Source organism: Undibacterium sp. (genome assembly GCF_030683615.1).
Classification (GTDB): Bacteria; Pseudomonadota; Gammaproteobacteria; order Burkholderiales; family Burkholderiaceae_D; genus Undibacterium; species Undibacterium umbellatum.
In genome coordinates, this window is sequence record NZ_JAUXQE010000005.1 from 100,906 (window position 1) to 125,787 (window position 24,882).

The following is a 24,882-nucleotide window of genomic DNA, read 5'->3' on the forward strand; positions in this document are numbered from 1 at the left end:
TTCAGGCAGGGGCGAAGTCGTGAACCGTTTAGTCTGACTTTTTCTCAGACCATTTTCTGCGTAATTTGCGCATCTTCAAAATGCTATTGCCAAGGTTCTTGCGCCAGGCATTGTTTTTCACGCACTGGTATTCCACATAGTGGGTGACACTTGGACCCCAGCGAGTTTTAGAGACATCTTCGCCTACTGAGAGATTGATGCGTTTGAATTCTTGCGTGTAAGACCACTGTATGATTTCGGCCAGCAAGGTAGTCATGACACTGTAGCGGGCAAATTGCAAGTCATAGCCAGAATAGTACAAATACAGTTCTTCACCCATGTCAAAGCCCAGGCGCATGGCGACTACACGGCCATTCAGTTCCAGGCAAAACAAGTGCATGCGGTTGGCAAAATCGCTGTCCAGCAGGGCAGCCATGAAGGCGCGGTGCTGGGGGGGAGCAAAATAATCTGGGTGTTCTACCGTATTGGTGGCACCAGCGCGGGCTGCATGCAGGGCATAAAAATCACTCAGCCTTGGTTTGATAGCCTCAGCCCCTTGCCAGACTTGCAGGCCCAATTGCAGATTGTCGCGTGTCAACGAGTTATAGCAGCGACGCAAGGATTCCTTGATATTGCGCTTGAGCCTGCTTTTAAAACAGGGCCAGCTATCATCCAGATGCAGGATGAAGTTGGGGATTTCCCTGGCTTGCAGTGGATGAACTGCTGCATTGCTGGCTAAAAATTGTTCAGCATGCAGTTTGGTGTGGATGACCTGGAACTCAGTCAGGCCAAAGGTTTCTTGTCTGGATAAATCTTCCCATTGCTGCAGTATGGTCTCATCATAGGCAGGCAAGGCCAGTGGCGCACGGATCTCGGTCAGGTTGGGATCGGCACCAAAAGGCCGCACATAGCGATAGATGAACAGGCTATGCAAGCCTACATGGGTATTCGTCAGCGGCATGACGGCGACCAACTGCCCATTATCATGCAAGGTGCAGATGGCCAATTCATCCTTGTGATACCAGGATGAATCAGAAAATACTTTCCACCAGGCGTGGTTCCAGTCATAGGTCTGGAAGGGCAATAACTGTGGCACTTGTGTTTCCAGCAGACGCCACGAAGCCGCCAGGGCTTCAAACCCTGCATCTGTATTAACAACAAGTTTTTTTAAATTCGACATTGACGGATAAATCTGGTGATACGTAAGCGCAGGCTAAAAATTAGTGCAGACGAGAATGTTAAATACCGTGTCGCAGAAACTCAGGTTGGGGTTTATGCCATGTAATGCCAGTAATTGCAAGCTTGCTTGAATCTGTGTGATGATTTTGTTGATATTGGTACATGCACCCAAGAGCTTAATGGTATTTTCAGTAAATAGAACTTACATCCGCAATTATTGGTCTGAAGTTTATCTTTTATTAAATGGCTGGAAGATTTATGTTTGAACTTGGCAAAACTGAACTTGGCAAAACTATACGCAACTTATTTCCTGTCACCGTACTTGGCCTGATGCCTTTCTTTGTGCAAGCGGCTGAACCGGTGCAGGCCATGCTGGATATCAGAAAACTGGCCAGTGAAGAAATGGCAGGCAGGGCAACTGATAGCAAGGGTAGTGCCCTGGCACGCGATTATATTGTCAGCCGCTTGCAGCAAATTGGTTTGACACCGTGTAAGGATGACTTTGTCCATGAATTTGAATTTCAGCCGCGCCAGGGGGGAACGCGTAAAGGCAAAAATATCCTGGCTTGCCGCACTGGCAGCATGAGCGCGCATGCTACAGCCCCAATGATGGCAATTACTGCCCATTATGATCACTTGGGTGAACGTGGCGGCAAGATTTATCATGGTGCTGATGACAATGCTTCAGGAGTGGCGGCGGTATTGGCCATCGCTGAAGCCATGCAAAAGGTCCCGCCACAGCATGATGTCATGTATATCTTGTTTGATGCAGAGGAGTTGGGCCTGAGCGGGTCGCGGGCATTTGCCGCCAAGCCTGTCGTTGATCTGGGGCGCATAGGCATCAATATGAATTTCGACATGATAGCCAGAGGCGACAAAGGGGAGCTCTATGCCAGTGGCGCCTTCCATACGCCTGTATTAAAGGATTTGCTGCTCGGCCTGGATGGCAATCAGGGCGTGAAACTCAAGTTTGGCCATGACAGGCCAGAACAGGGGCAAGATGACTGGACCAAACAATCGGATCACTCACCCTTTTTCCTGGCGGGTGTCCCACATATCTATTTTGGGGTGGAGGATCACGCCGATTACCACCAACCCGGCGACACGGTAGATAAAATTAATCCGAAGTTTTATCTGGGTGCGGTGGATTTATTGATCAAAGCCAGCTATGTACTGGACCAGGCCATGTTGACAACAGACTTCAGGATAAAGGGTAAAAGCGGACAAGCTGCAGTATCGAAAAACGGCAGTAAGGCAAGCAGATAAGGCAGCGGGAGGAGAATTCCAGCCTGCGGTGAAGCAGGCTGGAATTGATGCGGGTACTAGTAGTTGATATGCTTAGTCACGCAATTTCATGACGATACGCAATACATACCAGAACATCAGGGCAACAGAAGCAAATAATTGCAATGATGCGCCGACATAACGGTCCTCAGGATAATGATGGATGATGTTGGAGGCATCATACAAGATGGATGCACCAGCAAAGGCCACCATGGCTACGCAAAAGAACAAGCCCAGCTGGAAACCAAAAATCATGCCGCAAGCGATCAGTACCAAAGCAACCAGGCCACACCATTTCAATACACTGCCAAGAAAAGAAAAGTCTTTCTTCGATACATAGGCAATACCCACCAGGCCCACTGTCGCCAATACAGTGACCAGGCCAGCCGTGGCAATCGCGCCAGGTGCTACCTCGTTGGCAATGGACAGGATGGGGATGAAGATAATGGCTTCTGCCACAATGTAGGCACCCAAAGCGGCGTATTGCAGCGGCAGGCTTTCTACCGTATGCGCAGCGCGCGATGCCAGCCAGCCTATCAGCATGAATGCGCCAAGGATGAGGAACCATGGCAAGTGGCGCATGACTTGTGCCAGGACCTCAGCGATACCGGTTTTGAATAAAACAACCTCAATGGCAGTGAACGCCAGAATTGCGCCACCGAGATGATTAAAGGTCTTGCTGATAAAACGCTCACGCGCTGGACCGTAACCTTGATGGGTGCTTGCCAGTTCCATGGATGTTCCTGTCGTGGGTGTGCCACATGCGCTTGAAGCAGCTATGCAGCTTGGATTAATGAATAAACCTGCAAGAATTGCAAGTCAGCCAGGAGTGTATAAGAAGCAGCCCACACTTGAACATGGCTGTTTCAAAGTGTTTCAAATTATTGCTTATATAATAAGTATTTGATTTCCTGTGATTTTCTTCAGGAAAAATGAACAGCATGAATTCTTTTAGGAGAGCGAATCAAATACTTCGATATTTTTGACATGTATGCCCAGATAGCGTGTTTTTTACACAAATATGCCTGGTACATAGCAGAAATTTGCCGCTGCCCCCTGCAAACTTCGTGTAACTTACGTCTATAATGCCCGCAGAAAAAAATGCGGGTTTTTTATTGACATCTTTGCACGCTTCCCTCCATGAATACACTCATCTGGTTCGTCATCCTGTATTGGGTCATCTCTGTTGGCATAGGATTATATGCCGCCCGTTATGTCAATAACTCCAAAGACTTTGCGGTCGCAGGTCGCTCCCTGCCCATGTACGTGGTCACGGCAACGGTGTTTGCTACCTGGTTTGGTTCTGAAACCGTGCTCGGGATTTCGTCCACCTTCGTCAAGGAAGGTTTGAAAGGCGTGGTTGCCGATCCTTTTGGCTCTTCCATGTGTCTGGTCTTGGTCGGCCTGTTCTTTGCACGCCCTCTGTATCGCATGAACTTGCTGACTATCGGTGATTATTATCGCAATAAATTCGGGCGCACGGCCGAAGTCCTGGTAACACTGTGTATCGTGGTGTCTTACCTGGGCTGGGTGGCGGCGCAGATCAAGGCCCTGGGCCTGGTGTTCACGGTGGTGTCAGGCGGTTATATATCGATGAATGCAGGCATGATGATAGGTGCCGGCAGTGTGCTGATCTATACCCTCATGGGTGGCATGTGGTCAGTGGCGATTACAGATTTTTTGCAAATGATCATCATCGTCATTGGCATGCTGTACATAGGCTGGGAGGTTTCCAGCATGGTGGGCGGTGCTCAAGTTGTCGTAGAGCATGCTGCCAATGCAGGTAAGCTGGATTTCTGGCCCTCGCCTACGCCCAGGGAGTCTCTATGGTTCTTTGCTGCCTGGATCACCATGATGCTGGGTTCGATACCCCAGCAGGACGTGTTTCAGCGCGTGGCCTCATCGAAGAATGAGAAAATTGCTGGCAATGCGTCGGTATTGGGTGGCGTACTGTATTTCTGCTTTGCCTTCATCCCCATGTTCCTGGCGTATTCGGCGACACTGATCGACCCCAAGATGGTCGAGAGCCTGATAGACAAGGACCCGCAACTGATACTGCCAACCCTGATCATGACCAAGGTGCCTATGCTGGCCCAGGTGATGTTCTTTGGTGCCTTGCTGTCGGCGATCAAAAGTTGTGCAAGTGCAACTTTATTGGCGCCATCCGTCACTTTCTCAGAAAACATACTTAAACCATTTTTCCCAAAGCAAAGTGACAAGCAATTCCTGTTCATGATGCGTGCTGTTGTTCTGGTATTCACCGTTATCATTACCTTGTTTGCCATGAATACCAATTCCAGTATCTATAAAATGGTGGAAAATGCCTATAAGGTGACACTGGTTTCCGCTTTTGTACCACTTGCTTTTGGCCTGTACTGGAAACCTGCGACCACCCAGGGTGGCCTGGCTTCCATCATCCTGGGGATTGTTTCCTGGGTCAGCATGGAAGTCTTTGCTCCCGATGGCTTGTGGCCACCACAACTGGTGGGTGTACTAATGAGTTTGACAGGTATGATAGCGGGGTCCTTGCTGCCGCAAATTGTCCGCAAGAAGCTGGTGGTTTGATACCAGCTTGGATACCGGCATGATGCAATGCGCAAATTCTGGTCAAAAACCTTTATAATTCAGGGTTTTATCAGTTTTTTTAGGGCTTAGCCATGCCGATTTATGCTTACCGCTGTGAAGAATGCGGGTTTGCCAAGGATGTACTGCAAAAGATTTCTGACGAACCGCTCAGTGTCTGTCCGACTTGCGGCAAGTCGTCCTTCCGCAAACAAGTGACTGCTGCCGGTTTTCAGCTCAAGGGCTCAGGCTGGTATGTGACAGATTTTCGTGGTGGCTCTGGTGGAAGTGCGGCAGCACCTGCGACTGACGAGGCGGCAGCCACGCCGGCACCTGCTGCAACACCAGCGGCTGAAACCAGTGCGCCGGCACCAGCCAGCGATGCTGGCAAGGCTGCCTGATTTATTTTTTTATTCCTTATTGTTGCCGTTTAATTCATAAAGCTAACCATTACCATGCGTAAATACTTTATTACTGGCTTGCTGATTCTAGTACCTCTGGCAATCACGCTGTGGGTGCTGCATGCCATTATCAGTACCATGGACCAGTCCCTGTTGCTGTTGCCTACTGAGTGGCGACCAGAAAAACTGGTTGGTTTCAAGATGTTGGGTATAGGCACGGTCCTAACCTTGCTCATCGTCTTTGTGACGGGTTTGCTGGCGCAAAACTTTATTGGCAATTACGTCATCAGGGCCTGGGAAAGCCTGTTGCAGCGCATTCCTATCGTCAGTTCCATCTATTCCAGCGTGAAACAGGTATCGGATACGCTGTTTTCTTCTTCTGGCAATGCCTTCCGCAAAGCCGTGCTGATTGAATATCCGCGTCGTGATTGCTGGACAATAGGTTTCCTGACCGGTGTACCGGGTGGCGATGTGGTTAATCACCTCAAAGGCGATTTTGTCAGCGTATATGTGCCAACTACACCGAATCCGACCTCCGGCTTTTTCCTGATGTTACCCAGGGATGAAGCCATAGAACTGGACATGAGTGTCGATGCCGCACTCAAGTATATTGTTTCCATGGGCGTGGTGGCTCCCGAGCATCTCCCCACCAAATAAATGATGCGGTTATCCACTGCATCAAATCATTTTTAATTTTGAATACAGACAGGTAAGAAATATGTCCATGCGTACCCAATACTGCGGCCTCACTACAGAGGAATTACTCGGCCAAACCGTCAGCCTCTGTGGCTGGGTGCATCGTCGTCGCGATCACGGCGGCGTGATCTTCATTGACTTGCGTGACCGCGAAGGCCTGGTGCAGGTTGTTTGCGATCCTGACCGTGCTGATGTATTCAAGGCTGCAGAAACTGTACGTAATGAATTCTGTCTGCGCATTACTGGTCTGGTCCGTAGCCGCCCAGAAGGTACTGGCAATAGCAATTTGAAATCCGGCAAGATCGAAGTGCTGGCGCATGAAGTGGAAGTCTTGAACCCATCCGTCACGCCACCATTCCAGCTCGATGATGACAACCTGTCTGAAACAACACGCCTGACTCACCGCGTGCTGGACCTGCGTCGTCCGCAAATGCAAAACAATCTGCGCCTGCGCTACAAGGTGGCGATGGAAGTGCGTAAATTCCTCGACGCAAACGGCTTCATCGATATCGAAACACCAATGCTGACCAAGTCTACGCCAGAAGGCGCACGTGACTACCTGGTGCCATCCCGCGTCAATGCTGGTAATTTCTTTGCGCTGCCACAATCCCCGCAATTGTTCAAACAATTGCTGATGGTCGCCAACTTTGACCGTTACTACCAGATTACCAAGTGCTTCCGTGATGAAGACTTGCGTGCTGACCGCCAGCCAGAATTTACCCAGATCGATTGCGAAACTTCTTTCATGAATGAGCAAGAGATTCGCGACATGTTTGAAGGCATGATACGTCTGGTATTCAAGAACACCCTGGACATCGACCTGCCAAACCCTTTCCCGGTGATGGATTTTGCGGATGCCATGGGCCTGTATGGTTCCGACAAGCCAGACATGCGCGTCAAACTGCAATTCACAGAATTGACAGATGTGATGAAGGATGTTGATTTCAAGGTATTCGCCGGTGCCGCCAATATGGTCAATGGCCGTGTAGTCGGTTTGCGCGTACCAGGTGGCTCCAACATGCCACGTTCTGAAATCGATGCTTACACGCAGTTCGTTGGTATCTACGGCGCCAAAGGCCTTGCTTACATCAAGGTCAATGACAAGGCGCAAGGCCGTGATGGTTTGCAGTCACCCATCGTCAAGAATATCCACGACGCTGCATTGGCACAAATCCTGGAACGCACAGGTGCGCAAGATGGCGACCTGATTTTCTTCGGTGCTGACAAAGCCAAAGTCGTCAATGACGCTATCGGCGCATTGCGTGTGAAAATCGGTCATAGCGAATTCGGCAAAGCCAATGGCTTGTTTGAAGATGCATGGAGGCCACTGTGGGTAGTTGACTTCCCGATGTTCGAACATGATGAAGAAAACGACCGCTGGACAGCGACTCATCATCCATTCACGGCACCAAAAGATGGTCATGAAGATTTGATGGAAACTGATCCGGGCAAATGTATCGCAAAGGCGTATGACATGGTCTTGAATGGTTGGGAACTGGGCGGCGGTTCTGTCCGTATCCACCGCGCAGATGTACAAAGCAAGGTGTTCCGCGCATTGAAGATCGATGCTGAAGAAGCGCAACTGAAATTTGGCTTCTTGCTGGATGCACTGCAATACGGCGCGCCTCCGCATGGTGGACTGGCTTTCGGCCTGGACCGTATCGTCACAATGATGACAGGTGCAGAATCCATCCGTGACGTGATCGCCTTCCCGAAAACTCAGCGTGCCCAGTGTCTGTTGACTCAAGCACCGTCTGAAGTTGATGAAAAACAATTGCGTGAACTGCATATCCGTTTGCGCGCAGCAGAACCAAAAATTGCGTAATCTTTAATCTGCAAAGCCGGCTAGTTGATGAAACTGAGATTATTGAAACTGCAATCAATGAAAAGAGTATGCGAGTGAATAACAAGACAGCTTTATTTTTATTGTTGAGTAGTAGTTTATTGCTCGCCGCTTGCGGAGAAAAGAAAACCGAGCTTGGTGAGGGTTCTTCTGAAGTGACTGGCGCTGCCGGTCCTGCTGGTGCCAAGGGCGCCAGCAAGACCCTGGTGAAGTGTGATGCGCCAGTGGCGACCTTGTCACTGGTGGAAAATCCTAACGGCTATACCCAGATCAGTCAGTACAATCTGCCGTCTTCACCTGTGCCGTTGATACGCCTGCTGGCCCAGCAAAGCGGGTGCTTCCGGGTGGTGGACCGTGCGTCTGGCCTGAAAGCTGTGATCAATGAGCAGGAACTGAAAGACCAGGGCATCATTCGCAAGAACTCTACTGTTTCCAAAGGCAAGGGGTACGAAGCGCAATACACCATGACGCCTAGCCTGACTTTTTCTGAAAGCAAGGCTGGCGGCGGCATAGGTGCCATCATGGGTATGATTCCTGTCCTGAGGAATTTTGTAGGGTATGCTGAAAAAGTCAGTTTCAAAGAGGCACAAGTAGCCTTGTTGCTAACTGATAATGAAACCACCGAGCAGGTAGCTGCCTCTACAGGTTCAGCTAAATCCACTGACCTGGGTCTGGGCGGGCTGGCGATTGGTGCAAATGGTGGTGGCTTTGGCGCAGGCTGGAGCAATACCAATGAAGCCAAGGTCATCGTCGCTGCCTTTCTGGATGCGCACAACAAGCTGGTGCCGCAAGTCAGGCAATTGCAGGAAAAAGAATTGCCGCCGGCTGTGCCAGTGAAGAAGTAAGTTTTTATTTGTCGGACCTGAAAGGCCTGCTTTGCAGGCCTTTTTGCATATTGCTGTATCGCATGAATTGTTAAAAGTCGCTAGATTTGCTAGCAGCGAGACATTTATATGCATTCCTTTGTTCCAGATCTATGGCAATGCAATAAAAATCCTTCAATGTAAACTCTTGTTTCCCTGAAAAGCATAGCTCAATAAAGCTGCTATAAAGAAACAAGGGGCCTAAGCGCTCGTGCTTGTGCTGATGGTAAGTGTTTACTTATAAGGAGATTAAGATGGAATGTTTTTCAGCTAAATTATTGCCTGTAGTATTGAGTATGCTTGTGTGTGTGCCGTTCGCACATGCGGCCAGTGAGCATGGAACCGAAGCCGAAGCTCAGGACATGGTCAAAAAAGCCGTTGCCCTGGTCAAGTCAGCTGGTGCAGAAAAGGCCTATAAAGTGTTCACGGATCATCCCGATGGTGCATTCAAGGAAAAGGACTTATATGTCTTTGTGTACGACTTTGACGGAAATTGCCTGGCGCAGGGGGCCAACGCAAAAATGGTCGGTAAAAATTTGATGACCATGAAGGATGTAGACGGCAACGCCTTCATCAAAGGCATGATAGACCTGGTGAAAACCTCATCCAAAGGCTGGTATGGCCCCTACAAGTTCAATAACCCTGCAACTCAGAGCTATGAATTAAAACGTTCCTATTGTGAGCGTGGCGCTGGTGACAGCATGGTTTGCGTGGGTACTTACTTCGAGAAGAAATAAATCATACGAATCAGTCTGGCAAAAATACTGCATGCCAGAGTTGCTATCGTTTTAGCGGCATTCTACTGAGCATATCGTTCAGGGAATGCCGTTTTACTTTCTGAGATCAAATATGGATGCGCCAAAGGGGTTAGAATGGTGGTTTTGAAAACTCCGGATCATCATTTCGGCCTGGCATGTCAACGCACAAAATCCCTGAATCTGTCCTGGTAGTTATTTACACCGCTGCACTTGATGTTCTCTTGCTGGAACGCGCTGACAAGGCCGGATTTTGGCAATCTGTCACAGGCTCGAAAGATACCGTCGATGAAGCGTGGCAGAGCACCGCCATCCGTGAAGTGGCAGAAGAAACCGGTATAGACGCCCTGCAATATGACTTGCAAGATTGGGGTTTGACCAATATATATGAAATCTACCCGGTCTGGCGGCACCGCTATGCGCCAGGTGTGACGAAAAATACCGAGCATGTGTTTGGCCTGTGTGTCAGTTCTGATGTCGCAATAAGGCTGGCACCACGTGAGCATTTGCAATATCTATGGTTGCCCTGGCAGGAAGCAGCGGACAAATGTTTCTCCGCATCGAATGCTGAAGCCATACTGCAATTACCGAAGCAGATCAAGGTTTAATAAGCCAAAGGGAATCACCATGAAGTTGCGCATTGCCACCTACAATATCCACAAGGGCGTCAGTGCATTTGGCCGCAAGGCCCGCATCCATGGCATCAAGGAAGCGATAGACTTGCTTGATGCGGATCTGGTGTTCCTGCAGGAAGTGCAGGGGCAGCATGATTTGCATGCAGAAAACCACACGCGATGGCCGCAAGAGGGGCAGCATGATTTTCTGGCCGGTCAATCCCATGAGGCCGTGTATGGCATGAATGCCGTGTATGAACACGGTCACCATGGCAATGCCCTGTTAAGCCGTTATCCGATTGCGTCCTTTGTCAATCATGATGTGTCTGACCATGCCTATGAGCAGCGCGGTATTTTGCATGCCATAGTGCAGGTGGACAAAGTCCAGATACATTGCTTTGTTATCCATCTTGGTTTGTTTGCCGGCAGTCGCCGTCGCCAGATACAGGCACTGATACACACCATTCAACAAGATTTGCCTGCCAATGCGCCGCTGGTGATTGCCGGGGACTTCAATGACTGGAGCCAGGGTCTGAGTCAGACTTTGTACCAGGAGTTGGGTGTCTTCGAAGCCTTTGATGTCGATGGCAAGCATACGGCATCACGTTTTTCCCTGAAGGGCATGCGCAACATGCTGAGCAAGAACGGCGGCGGTCATGCCCGCACCTTCCCCGCAGGCTTGCCCTGGTTATGTCTGGATCGAGTGTATTTGCGCGGCTTCAAGGTAGAAGAAGCACATGTCATGAAAGGCGCACCATGGACGACGTTGTCGGATCATGTGCCGATTACTGCCAGCCTGGTATTGCTGGATCAAGCTGAAAGCGCATGAGTAAGCTGCATTTCACCGAAGGCAATGATGTCGAGCTCTTGCACAGTGGTGCACAGTTTTTCCCCGCCCTGATTTCATCGATAGATCAAGCGCAGCATGAGGTGTATCTGGAGTCCTATATCTTTGCAACTGACCATACTGCACAAATGGTACAGGCAGCACTGGTGCAGGCAGCAGCGCGTGGCGTCAAAGTCAGAGTCGTCATAGACTGGATAGGCAGCGACAGACAGGCAGCATTGAGCTTAACCCAGTGTTTCAATGAGCAGGGCGTAGACTGCCGCTGCTTTAATCCCTGGTTCAAACGCGGCCTGGCACGCACCCACAGAAAAATCTGTGTGGTTGACAGGCAAATCGCCATTGTCGGCGGTTTGAATATCATCGATGACAACATTGCTGATGATGGCTCAGGTTTGGTATTGCCTTTTCCGCGCTGGGATTTTGCTGTAACAGTGACTGGTCCCCTGGTTGCCAACATCCATCTGGAAGTAGACGCGCAATGGCGCAAACTCGGCAAACTGGATTTACGCACACGCTTTGCCCTGATGCAGCATCTGCGAGCCGATGCCAAGGTGGCTGGTAAACAAATCACCTCGGCAGCATTGGTAGTACGCGACAATTTGCGCAATCGCGCCACCATACAAAGAGCCTACCTGCATGCGCTGGGGATGGCAAGATCACGTGCCATTCTCGTTACACCCTATTTCGCACCCGGCAGGAAATTTCGCCGCGCCCTGATATCTGCAGCCACTCGCGGCGTCGATGTAGTGCTCTTGCTCGGCGTCGGCCAGTTTGCCTTGCAGGATGCGGTATCGCAATCTTTTTACCCAAAATTATTGGCAGCTGGTGTGCGGATAGTCGAATATGGCAAGACGCAACTGCATGCCAAAGTTGCTGTCATTGATGAGGACTGGGCCACGGTAGGCTCCAGCAATTTCGATGGCCTCAGCCTGTTCGTTAATCACGAAGCCAATATCGTTGTCCGCGACAAGACATTTGCCGCCAGTCTGGCGCATGAACTGGAATTGGGCATTGCCGATGGCACAGAAATCTTTTCCGACGATGTGCAAAAGAAGGCCTGGTACAAGCGAGCCTGGCATGGCACGGCTTACCTGATTTACCGTGGTCTCATGCGCATCGTCACCTTTGGGCATTACGGATGAAATTGCACGGTGTGGATTTCACATCAGCACCCTCACGCCGCAAAGGCATCACGATTGCCAGTGGCCAGATGGAAGGTGATGTACTGCGTCTGGAATCCCTGCAAACACTCAGCGACTTTACTGCTTTTGATTCTTGGCTCATGCAGGCTGGCCCCTGGCTGGCAGGTTTTGATTTGCCATTTTCTCTGCCGCGCGAACTGGTAGAACATCTGCACTGGCCAAGCAACTGGCCTGACCTGATGCGTCATTTGCAAACACAGACACGCGCTGAATTGCGCCTGCAATTCAAGGCCTTTTGCGATGCTCGCGCAGTTGGCAATAAATTCGCCCACAGGGCGACGGACATCCCGGCAGGTTCTTCTCCCTCCATGAAATGGGTCAATCCACCTGTCGCCTACATGCTGCACGCAGGTGCCCCGCGCTTGCTGGATGCAGGTGTCAGCATCCCAGGTATGTATGAAGGCGACCCTCAACGCATCGCCCTTGAAGCTTACCCCGGCATGGTGGCACGCAGCATCACCAAAGCCTCGTATAAAAGTGACGACAAAAGCAAGCAAACACCAGAGCGCCAGCAAGCACGCGAGCTGATCGTTGCCGCTTTGGAGGCGGGAACAACACCCTGGAAAATCAAGCTGGACCTGGGTCGCTATAAGACAGGACTCATAGCAGACGGCAGCGCCGATTTGCTCGATGCGGTGCTATGCATGTTGCTGGCTGCATGGGCATGGCAGAGGCGGGAAGATAATTATGGCTTGCCAGAATTTGATGCGCTGGAAGGCTGGATAGTTGGGGCATGAATAATTTCCTATTACCTGGTTTTTAATCGCATCACATACTCAGCGATACCATAAGCCAGCCCCGCATAGACAGCCAGCCTGGGGTCAAAAACGGCCAGTGCAAGTGCGCCGCAAATGCAGCCTGTTGCACGGTACAGGGAATCTTCTCCCTGTATTTTTGCCTGTAACGCAGATGCCATCGCCGCTACTGCCAAGATGATGGCACTGTAAAAACACCAGTCAAAAAAATGATTCGGATTGACATCGAAGACCGAGGCAGCAAAGGCGGCTTCTGGAAAAATGTCTTGTTCAATCTGTAAAGCGAAAAAGCGCGAGAAGTCAAGCCGTGGAATCAGGGAATTTGCATATGTGACCGAGCAAACCAGAATCAGCGCCAAGCCACCTTTGAACAATGAAAACAAGCTCCAGTGGCTTGGATGCTTAGCTAGCCATGCCAGACTGGCAGGGCATCTGTTTTCATCTGTGGTTGGGAATAGGTTTTTCAAACTCAAGAACATGCCAAGGCAGGTCAGCAGCATGAATGAGAGATACACCAGATTGCGGGTGGTGTTGCGGGCATCCTGAAATCCTGGCTGTGCATATAAAAGTCCCATGGTCAGGGCGGTGATTGCGGCAAGTACGAACCCTGCGTATCCGTGTCTCTGAGGCCAGCGCGACCGACCCGCCCAGATATGCAGCAAGGGTGTACACAACGCATAAGAACCCAGCAATAGTAACAGCATGAACAGTAATTTCATGACCAAGCCAGCCAAGCTCAGTCCCCGGTCATACAGATTAGTCGCCACACCAGCAAGCAACCAGGTAAGCGGTGCAAACACAGGTGCCAGCAGATAAGCCTGAAAGGGGATGTGCTGTGCATTGATGTTGTGATGATCAGTCGGCATCGCTTTTTAATAATTGCCACAAGAATTCACTATATGTGTCCCCCTGCGGCAATTCATAGTCCGTCTTCAAGACTTTTCTTGTGCTGATGACCTCTTTATTTTCTTTCGGGTTAAAGCCGACTTTTTCTTCTTCGACCATGTACAAGCCAGTGCCGCGCTTTTGCCATAGCGGCAGGGTCTTGAAATTGATATCCCTGCTTTGCAGTAATGCTTCTTTCTCTGCAAGTGACTTGCCTTCTATGAAGCTGGTGGTCTCGTTTTGCGATTTACCTTCTTTCCTGAGCTGCCAGTAGCAATGCGCATTCAAGGCATTTCTGTTGGCATCTTCATTGCGCCAGCGAAAATAATCAACGACCAGATTCTGAGTGGGTAACTGGCAGATGCGACAATCGAAGGCAGCAATTTGGCCCAGCATGAGGCTGAATTTGGCAGAGGCTTCACCCGCCAACAGGGAATTGTATTTTCTTAATTTGCGGCCAAAGGCATTGATATGCAGGTCAAACAGCAAGGAAATTTCATCACTCTGGTTATAGGCGTAAATGACTTTGAAGCCGCAATTCATCAGATGTTTGCAGGTTTCCACCATCAGATCGCGGAACCTGATGTCAAATGGTGCTTCAAATGCGCATGTTTCTTTGGTCAGGCGGGTAAAGCCACGTCCATCAATGCGGGCAATCATATACGTCCCGGCTGGGACACAGTCGTCATGTGCAGTTTCATAGCCGCGCATGACTTTTTCCAATTCATCAAACTTCATTTTTTCCAATCAGTGGCAGTCAGTTTGCCATCTATAAAATCGACATAATACAAGCGATCAAAGCCTTCATCATAATCCGGGATTTCCAGTTTTCTATGGGTATCCAGTATGCCAACCTTGGGTATCAGGTCCTTGCCTTGCCGCTGGCTATTCCATGCCAGCGCTCTGTCCAGATCAGTTTTGAAATAATATGCAGTCACCGGCCACTGTCTGGCCTTGATCTGCTCCAGATAGTTTGCCCGGATTTCTCTTGTTGGGTTGGTGTTGTCAATGACAAAGGGCATGCTGGTGTCAAAACAAAACTCCAGCAAGCGAGTCTGGCGGTTTTTGGTTTTCAGCAAGTCATTGCTGATACGCAGGTGGCTATTGAAAAAGCGTTCTTTGTAAAAAGAAGATTTACCGCTGGCCTGTAGTCCTATGAAGATGATGGCTTCCATTTGCATGCATGCTAGTCCGTTTAGCATGCATTATTACATACGGGTCAGCCACTAGCCCAACCGTGTAACAGCCTTGATGCCATCGGTGATGAAGCGCAGTAAATAGGGTGCTGCCACATCAGCCTGTCTGGCAGGGCACAGGCCATCAGAGAGACGTTCTATGCGGGTATCGACGACGTGGTGCAGCAATGCCCCAAGGGCGAACTGATAGCTCCAGTAGATACTGTCCGCCGGGGCATGGGGCAGTGCATCATGCAAGGCGGCGATGAATTCGCGTGCCATGGGATCGTAGAATTCTCGGGTGATGCGTTCGCTGGCTTCGTGTTGGTCAATCACGCCGCGCATGACCATGCGCGAGAAGTTTGCGCCTTCGGCTTTTTCATTGAGTTTCAATACTGGCAGCACGAAGGCGGCGATGATGGCATCAAGCGTCGTGCCTTGCGGACTTTGTGTGCGGGCATGACGCAAGCCGTTAAGGCGGTCAGCAATATAGCCACTGTGGTGCTCGTAGATGGCGTGGTACAGCTCATTCTTGGCACCAAAGTAATAACCGATCAGGGCGATGGGCACCCCAGCCTCATGGGCAATGTCGCGTATGGACACGCCCTCGTAGCTTTGTGCGGCAAAGCATTTCTCTGCGGCAATGAGAATCGCGCGCTTTTTTCCACTTAGTTCTTCAACAGAGCTCATGAGCTGATCCGACCAAATTGGCAAACATGCGAAAGTGCATAAATAAATGCAAAAACTCTACCGAATTGTACGGTCGTTCAGTTTATTGTCTATGCGCACTGCAACATGGCTCAATTTAGTGACACGCTTTGTTGTATGCACAAACATTGGGCGAAAATGCCTAGGATTTGACTGACAGCTGCCATAAATTGCATCAAAATAGAATGAACGTATTTTTTAGGTCCATACTGGATCAATTGACCCAGACATCCTGTAAAGAAAAGCGACACCTTCATGAGCGACACCACCCGTATCGATAAATGGCTATGGGCAGCCAGATTCTTTAAAACCCGCAGCCTGGCAACCAGTGCCATAGAGCTGGGACGCGCTTTGCAAAATGAGCAGCGCGTCAAACCCGCACACAACGTCAAAGTTGGCGACCTGATTGAGGTGCAGCAGGCTGAACAGGTGTGGCAGGTCAGGGTATTGCGCATACTGGAAACGAGAGGCTCGGCGACCATCGCCCAGACCATGTATGAAGAAACCGCTGAGAGTGCAGCAAAACGCGCCAAAGTGGCAGAAGACAGGAAGTATTTCCGGGAACCGACAGCGAAGCTGACAACTAGACCAACCAAGCGTGACAGAAGGCAGCTGGACCAGACGCATAATCACGAATAAGCCAGGGCTGAGCGGAAAGCAAAAAAACGAGATGGCAGGAGGCAAAACATAATAGATACTCTCCTCTAAAGACGCAATCTGGTTTGACTTTTCAGGCGCTGTGCATAATAGTACGAGCGTTCGATAAATTCATTTGTTTGCATCACTTTTTGCTTCACTTAATGGTCACTACGGGCAGACATGAATCTTTTCAACACAATCAATGTAATATGAATATGACATCAAAATTCATGCGCAAGGGGGAATTGACCCGCGCCGCCATTCTGGATGTAGCCCTGGACGCTGCCAGCCGTGATGGTATCGAGGGGCTGACCATAGGTTTGCTGGCCGACAAGATGAACATGAGCAAGTCAGGCGTGTTCGCCCATTTCGGTTCGCGTGAAGATTTGCAGATCGAAGTGCTGAAGCTTTACCACCATCATTTCGAGCAAGAGGTGTTTTATCCAAGCATGAAAGAAGAACGTGGCTTGCCGCGTTTGCAATCCATGTTTGCATTATGGGTCAAGCGCGTCACGGTAGAGATTGCATCTGGTTGTATCTATATCAGCGGTGCTGCCGAATACGATGACAGGGCTGGGCCCATCAGGGATGAATTGGTTGGTATGGTCCACGCGTGGCAGGGTGCCTTGCACCGCGCTGCTGCACAGGCGATACAACTTGGCCATTTGCGCGATGATGTTGAACCTGAACAGATTGTGTATGAAATGTATGGCCTCATATTAGCCCTGCACCATGATGCGAGATTTTTGCGCAAACCGGGTAGCGTGGGCCGTGCTGAAGTCGGATTTGAACGAATGATCGAGTATTACGCGCCGGTGCAGGTCACAGCCTGAATTTAGCAGGCTTTAATAGACACCGTCGCAAACAATTTGTATCCACATTTACCGTTTTAACTTTGCCGTCAGGAGAAAATCATGGGTCAATATATCGCTCCATTGCGTGATATGCAGTTCGTGTTGCATGAGCTGTTGAATGTAGAAGAAGAATTGAAACAGCTGCCTAAGCATGCTGATGTTGATGGCGACATCATCAACCAGATTTTGGAAGAAGGCGGCAAATTCACTTCCAATGTATTGTTTCCACTGAACCACTCCGGTGATCGCGAAGGCTGCCACCACGACAAGACCAACTACACCGTCACAACACCAAAAGGCTTTAAAGAAGCCTACAAGCAATACGTGGAAGCCGGCTGGCCTGCATTGTCTTGCGACCCAGAATTTGGCGGCCAGGGCTTGCCACTGGTGGTCAACAATTCTTTCTATGAAATGTTGAATTCATCCAACCAGGCATGGTCCATGTACCCAGGCCTGTCGCATGGTGCCTATGAATGTATCCACGAGCATGGCACACCAGAACAAAAGTCCCTGTACCTGCCTAAGCTGATCTCTGGCGACTGGACTGGCACCATGTGCCTGACCGAGCCACATTGCGGTACTGATCTGGGCATGCTGCGTTCTAAAGCCGAACCACAGGATGACGGCAGCTACAAAATCACAGGCGCAAAGATTTTCATCTCTGCCGGTGAGCATGACATGTCCGACAACATCGTCCATCTGGTACTGGCACGTTTGCCAGGTGCTCCAGAAGGTTCGAAAGGTATTTCCCTGTTCATCGTGCCTAAATATCTGCCAAATGCAGATGGCAGCAATGGCGAACGCAATCCTATTTTCTGCGGCGCGATCGAAGAAAAAATGGGTATCCACGGCAATTCTACTTGCCAGATGAATCTGGACGGTGCAACTGGCTGGTTGATTGGTGGCCCGAACAAGGGTTTGAATGCGATGTTTGTGTTCATGAATGCCGCACGTCTCGGCGTGGGTATGCAAGGTCTGGGTCTGACGGAAGTCGCTTACCAAAACGCATTGGTATACGCCAAAGACCGTATCCAGATGCGCAGCCTGTCCGGCCCTAAGGCACCGGACAAACCAGCTGACCCTATCATTGTTCATGCTGACGTACGCCGCATGCTGTTCACGGCAAAAGCCTATGCAGAAGGTGCACGTGCATTTTGCTCCTACGTCGCCCTGCAACTGGACAAAGAACTGAATCACCCTGATGAACAAGTCCGTAAAGATTGCGCTGACGAAGTCGCCCTGTTGACACCAGTCATCAAAGCCTTCATCACCGACAATGCCTGGACCGCAACGTCCGAGTGCTTGCAAGTTTACGGTGGCCACGGTTTCATCGCTGAATGGGGCATGGAACAGTTCGTACGCGATGCCCGCATCAACATGATTTATGAAGGCACAAATACAGTACAGTCCCTCGACTTGCTGGGCCGTAAAATTTTGATGGACAATGGCGCAAAACTGCGCAAGTTCGGTGCCAAGGTTCAGGCATTTGTTGAGGCCAATGGCACTAACGAAGCAATGGCAGAATTCATCACGCCATTGGCTGAATTGGGCGACAAAGTCACCAAGCTGACCATGGAAATCGGCATGAAAGCCTTCCAGAATCCAGATGAAGTTGGCGCCGCTGCCGTGCCTTACCTGCGCGTAGTCGGACATCTGGTCTACAGCTATTTCTTTGCACAAATGGCAAAAATCGCTCTTGAAAAACAAGATTCTGGCGACAAATTCTATATCTCCAAACTGGCAACAGTGCGTTTCTACTTTGCCCGTTTGTATCCGGAAACAGCAATGCTGATCCGCCAGGCACGTTCTGGTTCTGCCAATTTGCTGGCACTCGAAGCTGACTTGTTCTAATCAAACATTCGCGCCATCCCATGTGGATGGGCTGGCGCGAAACTCTTGAGGTTAAAAATGACCAATTTCATCGTTAAAAAAGTCGCCGTTCTGGGCGCTGGCGTGATGGGTGCGCAAATTGCTGCTCACTGTATCAATGCAAAGATACCTGTAGTCCTGTTTGATTTGCCAGCCAAGGAAGGTCCTAAGAACGGCATCGTCCTGCGCGCTATCGAGAACCTGAAAAAGTTGAATCCTGCTCCACTGGGTAACAAGGATGATGCAGCTTTGATCGAAGTCGCGAACTATGAAGACAACCTCGACGTGCTGGCTGGTTGCGACCTGATCATTGAAGCCATTGCAGAACGCATGGACTGGAAACATGATCTGTACAAAAAAGTGTCCCCGCACATTGCGCCAAATGCGATCTTCGCATCCAACACTTCCGGCTTGTCTATCACTGCTCTGTCTGACGGTTTTGATGTAGAACTGAAAGCCCGTTTCTGCGGCGTGCATTTCTTCAACCCACCACGCTATATGCACTTGGTGGAGCTGATCCCTACCGTAGCTACCCGTCCAGAAATCATCGACCAACTCGAAGGCTTCCTGACTACTTCTCTGGGTAAGGGCGTGGTACGCGCCAAAGATACACCGAACTTCATCGCCAACCGCGTCGGTATCTTCGGCATGCTGGCAACGATTTATGAAGCAGAAAAATTTGGTTTGACCGTTGATGTTGTCGATGATCTGACAGGTAAAAAACTGGGCCGCGCTTCTTCCGGTACTTTCCGTACTGCAGACGTGGTTGGTCTCGATACCATGGGCCATGTCATCAAGACCATGCAAGACAATCTGTCTGATGATCCTTTCTTTGCTGTCTACAAAACACCTGAAGTGCTGGCCAAACTGGTTGCTGCAGGTGCATTGGGTCAAAAATCCGGTGCAGGCTTTTACAAAAAAGTCGGTAAGGACATCCAGCGTCTGGACTTCGCTACAGCGCAATATGTGACTGGCGGTGCCAAGGCTGACGACGTTGTCGCCCGTATGCTGAAGGAAAAAGACCCGGTCAAGAAAATGAAGACCCTGCGTGAATCGACCAATGTACAGGCACAGTTCCTGTGGGCGATTTTCCGCGATGCCTTCCATTACATCGCTGTTCATGGTGCGACGATTGCCGACAATGCACGCGACATCGACTTCGCGATGCGCTGGGGCTTCGGCTGGAATGTGGGCCCGTTCGAAACATGGCAGGCATCTGGCTGGCAAGAAGTCGCTGGCTGGGTCAAGGAAGATATCGACGCAGGCAAGGCACTGTGCAATGCACCGATGCCAGCATGGGTATTTGATGGCCGCACAGGTGTGCATACTGCTGAGGGCTCCTGGTCTCCAGCAAGCAGCACTTACGTGCCGCGTTCCGACCTGGCTGTGTACGAACGCCAAGCCTTCCGTGCTCCAGTATTGGGTACAGGCGTAGCAACTGGCGCAAACGCTGGCACGACATTCTTTGAAGATGATTCCGTCCGTATCTGGCATCAGAATGACGACGTATTGGTACTGTCACTGAAAACCAAGATGCATGTGATTGGCCCAGGCGTCATCGAAGGCATGGAAAAAGCCATCGCTGAAGCTGAGAAAAACTTCAAGGGTCTGGTCATCTGGAGTGCAGACGCGGCTGACGGCGGTGCTTTCTCTGCAGGTGCTGACTTGCAGGCCATGCTGCCTTTGTTCATGTCCGGTGGTGTCAAAGCCATTGAACCAGCAATCTCCCGCCTGCAAGATGCACATCAGGCTTTGAAATACGCCAACATCCCAGTAGTTGCTGCCGTGTCTGGCCTGGCACTCGGTGGTGGTTGCGAATTGATGATGCATGCGGCGAAACGCGTGGCATCCATAGAATCGTACATCGGCCTGGTTGAAGTGGGCGTCGGCCTGGTTCCTGGCGGTGGTGGTTTGAAAGAAGCAGCAGTACGTGCAGCGGCAGATGCCAAAGGCACGGATTTGCTGCAATTCCTGAAAAACTACTTCACGAATGCAGCTACGGCCGCAGTCTCCAAATCTGCGCTGGAAGCACAGAAGATGGGCTATTTGTCTGCGGATGATGTCATCGTCTTCAATCCTTACGAATTGCTGCACGTTGCCAAGGTAGAAGCACGCGCCATGTTTGACGCCGGTTACCGCGCCCCTATGCGCAAACTGGTACCAGTTACTGGCCGCCATGGCATCGCCACGATCGCTGCACAACTGATCAACATGCGTGATGGCGGCTTCATTTCTGCCCATGACTTCAAGCTCGGCAAAATGATTGCTGAAGTGGTTTGCGGTGGCGACATCGATAATGGCAGCCTGGTCAGCGAACAATGGTTGCTCGACATGGAGCGCAAGGCGTTTATGGAATTGCTGAATCATCCAAAAACACAAGAGCGCATTATGGGCATGATGCAAACTGGCAAGCCAGTCCGTAACTAATCGAGGTACATTAACATGACTAAACAACTCCAAGACGCCTACATCGTCTCTGCTACCCGTACCCCGATCGGCAAATCTGGTCGTGGCATGTTCCGTAACACCCGCCCTGATGATTTGCTGGTGCGTGTACTGCAATCCGCTTTTGCACAAGTGCCTAATCTTGATCCTAAGCTGGCTGAAGATGCGATTATCGGTTGCTCTTTCCCTGAAGGTGCACAAGGTCTGAACCTGGCACGTATGGGTATTTTGCTGGCCGGTTTACCTAACAGCATTGGTGGCGTCACCATTAACCGTTATTGCGCATCCGGCATAACTGCCGTTGCGATGGCGGCAGACCGTATCCGCGTTGGCCAGGCTGACGTGATGATCGCTGGTGGTGTCGAATCCATGTCCATGGTGCCTATGATGGGTAGCAATCCATCGATGAACATGGACATCCTCAAGGATGAAAACGTAGGCATGGCCTACGGCATGGGTCTGACAGCAGAAAAAGTGGCTCAGCAATGGAAAGTATCCCGCGAAGCACAAGATGCATTTGCCCTGCAATCGCACCAACGTGCCATCGCTGCGCAAAACGCAGGCTACTTTGATGCAGAGACTACTTCTGTCGATATCATCGACCGCGTGCCTAACCTGGCAACGGGCGAAATCGAACTGAAAACCCGCACCGTCAGCCGTGACGAAGGCGCACGCCCAGATACCTCCATCGAAGGCCTGGCAAAACTGAAACCTGTGTTCGCCGCCAAAGGCAGCGTCACTGCAGGTAACAGCTCGCAAACTTCCGACGGCGCTGGCGCCCTGATCCTCGTCAGCGAAAAAATCCTGAGAGAATTCAACCTGACACCACTGGCACGTTTCGCTTCCTTCGCAGTACGTGGCGTACCACCAGAAATCATGGGTATCGGTCCTAAAGAAGCCATTCCGGCAGCATGCCGTGCCGCTGGCATCACGCAAGACCAGATCGACTGGTTTGAATTGAATGAAGCCTTTGCAGCACAGTCCCTGGCAGTGGTACAAGACCTGGGTCTGGACCCGTCCAAGGTAAACCCTATGGGCGGCGCGATTGCCCTGGGCCATCCACTGGGTGCAACTGGTGCGATCCGTTCTGCAACGACTATCCATGCCCTGCATCGCAACAACCTCAAATACGGCATGGTCACCATGTGCGTAGGTACAGGTATGGGCGCAGCAGGTATTTTTGAACGCATGTAAGTTGCTTGTCTGAGCATAAAATTAACCGCGCAGACTATATTTCTGCGCGGTTTTTTTTAAGGAGCTGGGTTTGATGGAGCTATGTCAAAGATGTGGGCGCAAGACGCATAGGCCATTTTGGATTTTTCCGTCCACAGTTCCGCAACACACTTTGGCAGCAAGCCTTACAATGGTTGACTACTGCACCACAATCTACTTGATCAATAAAAAGAGACTAGCACCATGGATATCCTGACCCAAAAAGAAAACGGTATTTTGACGATCCACTTCAATCGTCCAGAAAAGAAAAACGCCATCACCCAGGCCATGTACCAGACCATGGCAGATGCACTGCGTGATGCAGAAACTGATGTGGCAGTACGTGCCATTCTCATCACCGGCAAGCCAGAAATTTTCACCGCAGGTAACGACCTGGAAGATTTCATGAAAAATGCCAGCAGTATCGCATCAGTTGATGCCGTGCCATCCGTCTATCAATTCATGCAAGCCCTGAATGAGTCAGGCAAGCCTGTGATTGCAGCCGTCTCCGGTGCCGCAGTTGGCATAGGCACCACGCTGCTCATGCATTGCGACATGATTTACCTGGCCGACAATGCCAAACTCTCCATGCCCTTCACGCAATTGGGCTTGTGCCCTGAATTTGCCTCCAGCATGATATTCCAGCAAATCGTCGGCTATCAGCGTGCCGCAGAAAAACTCATGCTCGGCGAAGCGTTCAGCGCCGATGAGGCGTTTGAAATGGGCTTCGTCAATAAGGTATTGCCACTGGAAGAATTGCTGCCTTACGCCCAGCGGCAAGCCGCCAAACTGGTGGCCCTGCCAGCCGCATCCATACGTGTCACCAAGCGCCTGATGAAAGGCAACCAACCCGCCGCCATCAGCGACAAGATGACTGAAGAAAACAAGCATTTCTCGGCGATGCTGAATGCTCCAGAAGCGAAAGAGGCGTTCATGGCTTTTTTTCAGAAGCGCAAGCCAGACTTTAGTCAGTTTAATTAGACAGAAGTATCTCCAGGATGGGGGTTCCTTGAATCAGCCTTCTTATACTTTTATTACCCCTTGTTCTTAGCCTTGCTGACCCCCGACTTTGCTATTGCCTTGCTTTCGCGCTTCAGAGGAGCGCCGACAGGGCAAATAGAAAAAGCGAATTGCGTCAAGGTATTGACTAGGCTGTCGCCATTTAATTTGTACATCACAAACTGTCCCTGACGTTCACCAGAAATCAAGCCAGCATTTTCCAGCACCGACAAATGGCGGGAAATGGCTGGCGCACTCATTTTAAAGCGCGCAGCAATATCCCCTGCAGTCAATTCCTGCTCAGATAAATAAGCAAGAATCTGTCTGCGCGGTGATGATGCCAAAGCTTCAAAAATCTTATCAGAAGACATTATTCATTTTCAAAAGACGATTGCCGCACTAAGTTGAGCGCGGCAATAGTATTACGTAAATCAGTCAGTGCTTTACTAATTGCATAGACTGAAGCTTAAAGCAGTTCTTGGGAGCTGGCTATCAGAGCCGCGACTTAAAGGGAGCTCCATATTTAAAGCATAACCCAGCGTTTATTTCATCAATGCTTATGCGGGAGCAGAAAAACGTTCTGCCTCACGCTTGTCATTCACTCTTACCCAAGCGCTGACAGTTCTGCCAAATTTGGCAATCATGATCATATTAAAAAAATGCATTGCACCAAGGCTGAGTACCGAAACACCTATTTTACTACCAACAAAGGGTATCAAGCCGTTGCCTGGGGATATTTGCCAGCCATCCAGACGAATGGCGATCAAACCTATATTTATCAAATAAAAACCGACGACCAATAAGTGATTCGTGGATTTCGCCAATATTTCATCCTGACCAAAGCATTTCACCAGGAACACCTCACCGTTTTTTGACAAGGTTCTTGCGACCCAGATTGTCATGACGATAGAAACAATTGAATAGACCAAATAACTAAGTTCCATGCTCATTTCATACTCCTTCAAGGTTGAACAATAATTCAATAGTTAACTAATATGTTAATTGCTGAATTGGTTAATGTCAATATTTATTAATGGCATGAAAAATCATGTAGATGGCATGAGGGGTGATAATTGGGATGAGACTACTTAAAGATTGACACCTGCACTGAAATTC

The 24,882-nt window shown here is 50.2% G+C and carries 26 protein-coding genes; 18 read left to right on the forward strand and 8 right to left on the reverse strand.

All coding sequences use genetic code 11. The annotated features are described in order from the left end of the window. Nucleotides 1-28: 28 nt before the first annotated feature. A complete protein-coding gene (locus tag Q8K39_RS01780; protein WP_305258064.1) occupies nt 29-1,159 on the reverse strand; it encodes a GNAT family N-acetyltransferase in 1,131 nt (376 codons plus the stop codon). A 257-nt stretch (nt 1,160-1,416) separates the two neighbouring features. Between Q8K39_RS01780 and Q8K39_RS01785 the strand changes: the two genes are divergently transcribed. Then, on the forward strand, nt 1,417-2,424 hold the full coding sequence (locus Q8K39_RS01785) for a M28 family peptidase (RefSeq protein ID WP_305258065.1): 1,008 nt from the start codon (nt 1,417-1,419) through the stop codon (nt 2,422-2,424). A gap of 72 nt (nt 2,425-2,496) precedes the next feature. On the opposite strand, the gene Q8K39_RS01790 is transcribed toward Q8K39_RS01785, so the two are convergent. Beyond that, nucleotides 2,497-3,177 carry a Bax inhibitor-1 family protein gene (locus tag Q8K39_RS01790; RefSeq protein ID WP_305258066.1) on the reverse strand — a complete coding sequence of 227 codons (681 nt, stop codon included), beginning with the start codon at nt 3,175-3,177 and terminating at the stop codon, nt 2,497-2,499. On the opposite strand from Q8K39_RS01790, the gene Q8K39_RS01795 reads away from it, so the two are divergent. The 11 genes from Q8K39_RS01795 to Q8K39_RS01845 all read left to right on the forward strand — a co-directional run bounded on the left by Q8K39_RS01795 (nt 3,176) and on the right by Q8K39_RS01845 (nt 12,962). Further along, nucleotides 3,176-3,349, forward strand: coding sequence for a hypothetical protein (locus tag Q8K39_RS01795; RefSeq protein ID WP_305258067.1), 174 nt, complete (start codon nt 3,176-3,178; stop codon nt 3,347-3,349). The two genes, Q8K39_RS01790 and Q8K39_RS01795, sit on opposite strands and share 2 nt — an antisense overlap. Before the next feature lie 233 nt (nt 3,350-3,582). Then, nucleotides 3,583-5,007, forward strand: coding sequence for a sodium:solute symporter family protein (locus Q8K39_RS01800; protein WP_186956155.1), 1,425 nt, complete (start codon nt 3,583-3,585; stop codon nt 5,005-5,007). Nucleotides 5,008-5,099: 92 nt separating this feature from the next. Next, nucleotides 5,100-5,405 (forward strand): FmdB family zinc ribbon protein, encoded by a 306-nt coding sequence (locus tag Q8K39_RS01805; protein ID WP_186956154.1) that lies wholly within the window; start codon nt 5,100-5,102, stop codon nt 5,403-5,405. Nucleotides 5,406-5,459: 54 nt separating this feature from the next. Further along, nucleotides 5,460-6,062 carry a DUF502 domain-containing protein gene (locus tag Q8K39_RS01810; protein ID WP_186956152.1) on the forward strand — a complete coding sequence of 201 codons (603 nt, stop codon included), beginning with the start codon at nt 5,460-5,462 and terminating at the stop codon, nt 6,060-6,062. Between the two features lie 61 nt (nt 6,063-6,123). Then, a complete protein-coding gene (gene aspS / locus Q8K39_RS01815; RefSeq protein WP_305258068.1) occupies nt 6,124-7,926 on the forward strand; it encodes an aspartate--tRNA ligase in 1,803 nt (600 codons plus the stop codon). 68 nt (nt 7,927-7,994) lie between these two features. Then, on the forward strand, nt 7,995-8,789 hold the full coding sequence (locus Q8K39_RS01820) for a CsgG/HfaB family protein (protein WP_305258069.1): 795 nt from the start codon (nt 7,995-7,997) through the stop codon (nt 8,787-8,789). 272 nt (nt 8,790-9,061) lie between these two features. Continuing rightward, a complete protein-coding gene (locus tag Q8K39_RS01825; protein ID WP_230413894.1) occupies nt 9,062-9,544 on the forward strand; it encodes a cache domain-containing protein in 483 nt (160 codons plus the stop codon). A gap of 176 nt (nt 9,545-9,720) precedes the next feature. Next, nucleotides 9,721-10,170 carry a dihydroneopterin triphosphate diphosphatase gene (gene nudB, locus Q8K39_RS01830; protein WP_305258070.1) on the forward strand — a complete coding sequence of 150 codons (450 nt, stop codon included), beginning with the start codon at nt 9,721-9,723 and terminating at the stop codon, nt 10,168-10,170. Nucleotides 10,171-10,189: 19 nt separating this feature from the next. Further along, a complete protein-coding gene (locus tag Q8K39_RS01835) occupies nt 10,190-11,005 on the forward strand; it encodes an endonuclease/exonuclease/phosphatase family protein (protein WP_305258071.1) in 816 nt (271 codons plus the stop codon). Then, nucleotides 11,002-12,165 (forward strand): phosphatidylserine/phosphatidylglycerophosphate/cardiolipin synthase family protein, encoded by a 1,164-nt coding sequence (locus Q8K39_RS01840; protein WP_305258072.1) that lies wholly within the window; start codon nt 11,002-11,004, stop codon nt 12,163-12,165. Before Q8K39_RS01835 ends, Q8K39_RS01840 begins: the two co-directional genes overlap by 4 nt. Beyond that, on the forward strand, nt 12,162-12,962 hold the full coding sequence (locus Q8K39_RS01845) for a DUF429 domain-containing protein (protein WP_305258073.1): 801 nt from the start codon (nt 12,162-12,164) through the stop codon (nt 12,960-12,962). The genes Q8K39_RS01840 and Q8K39_RS01845 overlap by 4 nt, the downstream gene beginning before the upstream one ends. 11 nt (nt 12,963-12,973) lie before the next feature. On the opposite strand, the gene Q8K39_RS01850 is transcribed toward Q8K39_RS01845, so the two are convergent. Genes Q8K39_RS01850 through Q8K39_RS01865 form a run of 4 tightly spaced genes read right to left on the reverse strand, consistent with a single transcriptional unit; the run spans nt 12,974 to nt 15,730 of the window. Next, a complete protein-coding gene (locus tag Q8K39_RS01850) occupies nt 12,974-13,846 on the reverse strand; it encodes a hypothetical protein (RefSeq protein WP_305258074.1) in 873 nt (290 codons plus the stop codon). Next, a complete protein-coding gene (locus tag Q8K39_RS01855) occupies nt 13,836-14,603 on the reverse strand; it encodes a tRNA(His) guanylyltransferase Thg1 family protein (protein ID WP_305258075.1) in 768 nt (255 codons plus the stop codon). Before Q8K39_RS01855 ends, Q8K39_RS01850 begins: the two co-directional genes overlap by 11 nt. Further along, nucleotides 14,600-15,040, reverse strand: coding sequence for an AAA family ATPase (locus tag Q8K39_RS01860; protein WP_305258076.1), 441 nt, complete (start codon nt 15,038-15,040; stop codon nt 14,600-14,602). Before Q8K39_RS01860 ends, Q8K39_RS01855 begins: the two co-directional genes overlap by 4 nt. A gap of 51 nt (nt 15,041-15,091) precedes the next feature. Next, the gene (locus Q8K39_RS01865) at nt 15,092-15,730 is read right to left on the reverse strand and encodes a TetR/AcrR family transcriptional regulator (protein WP_186956140.1); all 639 of its coding nucleotides are present in this window, start codon (nt 15,728-15,730) and stop codon (nt 15,092-15,094) included. Nucleotides 15,731-16,003: 273 nt separating this feature from the next. On the opposite strand from Q8K39_RS01865, the gene Q8K39_RS01870 reads away from it, so the two are divergent. The 6 genes from Q8K39_RS01870 to Q8K39_RS01895 all read left to right on the forward strand — a co-directional run bounded on the left by Q8K39_RS01870 (nt 16,004) and on the right by Q8K39_RS01895 (nt 23,748). Next, nucleotides 16,004-16,387 carry an RNA-binding S4 domain-containing protein gene (locus Q8K39_RS01870; protein ID WP_186956139.1) on the forward strand — a complete coding sequence of 128 codons (384 nt, stop codon included), beginning with the start codon at nt 16,004-16,006 and terminating at the stop codon, nt 16,385-16,387. 230 nt (nt 16,388-16,617) lie between these two features. Then, nucleotides 16,618-17,220: a TetR/AcrR family transcriptional regulator gene (locus Q8K39_RS01875; RefSeq protein WP_162061746.1), complete on the forward strand. Its 603-nt coding sequence runs from the start codon at nt 16,618-16,620 to the stop codon at nt 17,218-17,220. A gap of 81 nt (nt 17,221-17,301) precedes the next feature. Further along, entirely contained in the window at nt 17,302-19,092 is a 1,791-nt protein-coding gene (locus Q8K39_RS01880; RefSeq protein WP_305258077.1) for an acyl-CoA dehydrogenase C-terminal domain-containing protein, read from the forward strand. Between the two features lie 57 nt (nt 19,093-19,149). Further along, the gene (locus tag Q8K39_RS01885; RefSeq protein ID WP_305258078.1) at nt 19,150-21,537 is read left to right on the forward strand and encodes a 3-hydroxyacyl-CoA dehydrogenase/enoyl-CoA hydratase family protein; all 2,388 of its coding nucleotides are present in this window, start codon (nt 19,150-19,152) and stop codon (nt 21,535-21,537) included. A gap of 15 nt (nt 21,538-21,552) precedes the next feature. Next, complete coding sequence (locus Q8K39_RS01890; RefSeq protein WP_305258079.1) at nt 21,553-22,749, forward strand: acetyl-CoA C-acyltransferase; 1,197 nt, start codon at nt 21,553-21,555, stop codon at nt 22,747-22,749. Nucleotides 22,750-22,971: 222 nt separating this feature from the next. Continuing rightward, nucleotides 22,972-23,748, forward strand: coding sequence for an enoyl-CoA hydratase (locus Q8K39_RS01895; RefSeq protein ID WP_305258080.1), 777 nt, complete (start codon nt 22,972-22,974; stop codon nt 23,746-23,748). A 53-nt stretch (nt 23,749-23,801) separates the two neighbouring features. Here the strand turns inward: Q8K39_RS01895 and Q8K39_RS01900 are convergent, their stop codons facing one another. Then, on the reverse strand, nt 23,802-24,137 hold the full coding sequence (locus Q8K39_RS01900) for a metalloregulator ArsR/SmtB family transcription factor (RefSeq protein WP_186956132.1): 336 nt from the start codon (nt 24,135-24,137) through the stop codon (nt 23,802-23,804). Nucleotides 24,138-24,323: 186 nt separating this feature from the next. After that, complete coding sequence (locus Q8K39_RS01905) at nt 24,324-24,716, reverse strand: hypothetical protein (RefSeq protein WP_305258081.1); 393 nt, start codon at nt 24,714-24,716, stop codon at nt 24,324-24,326. Between the last annotated feature and the right edge of the window lie 166 nt (nt 24,717-24,882).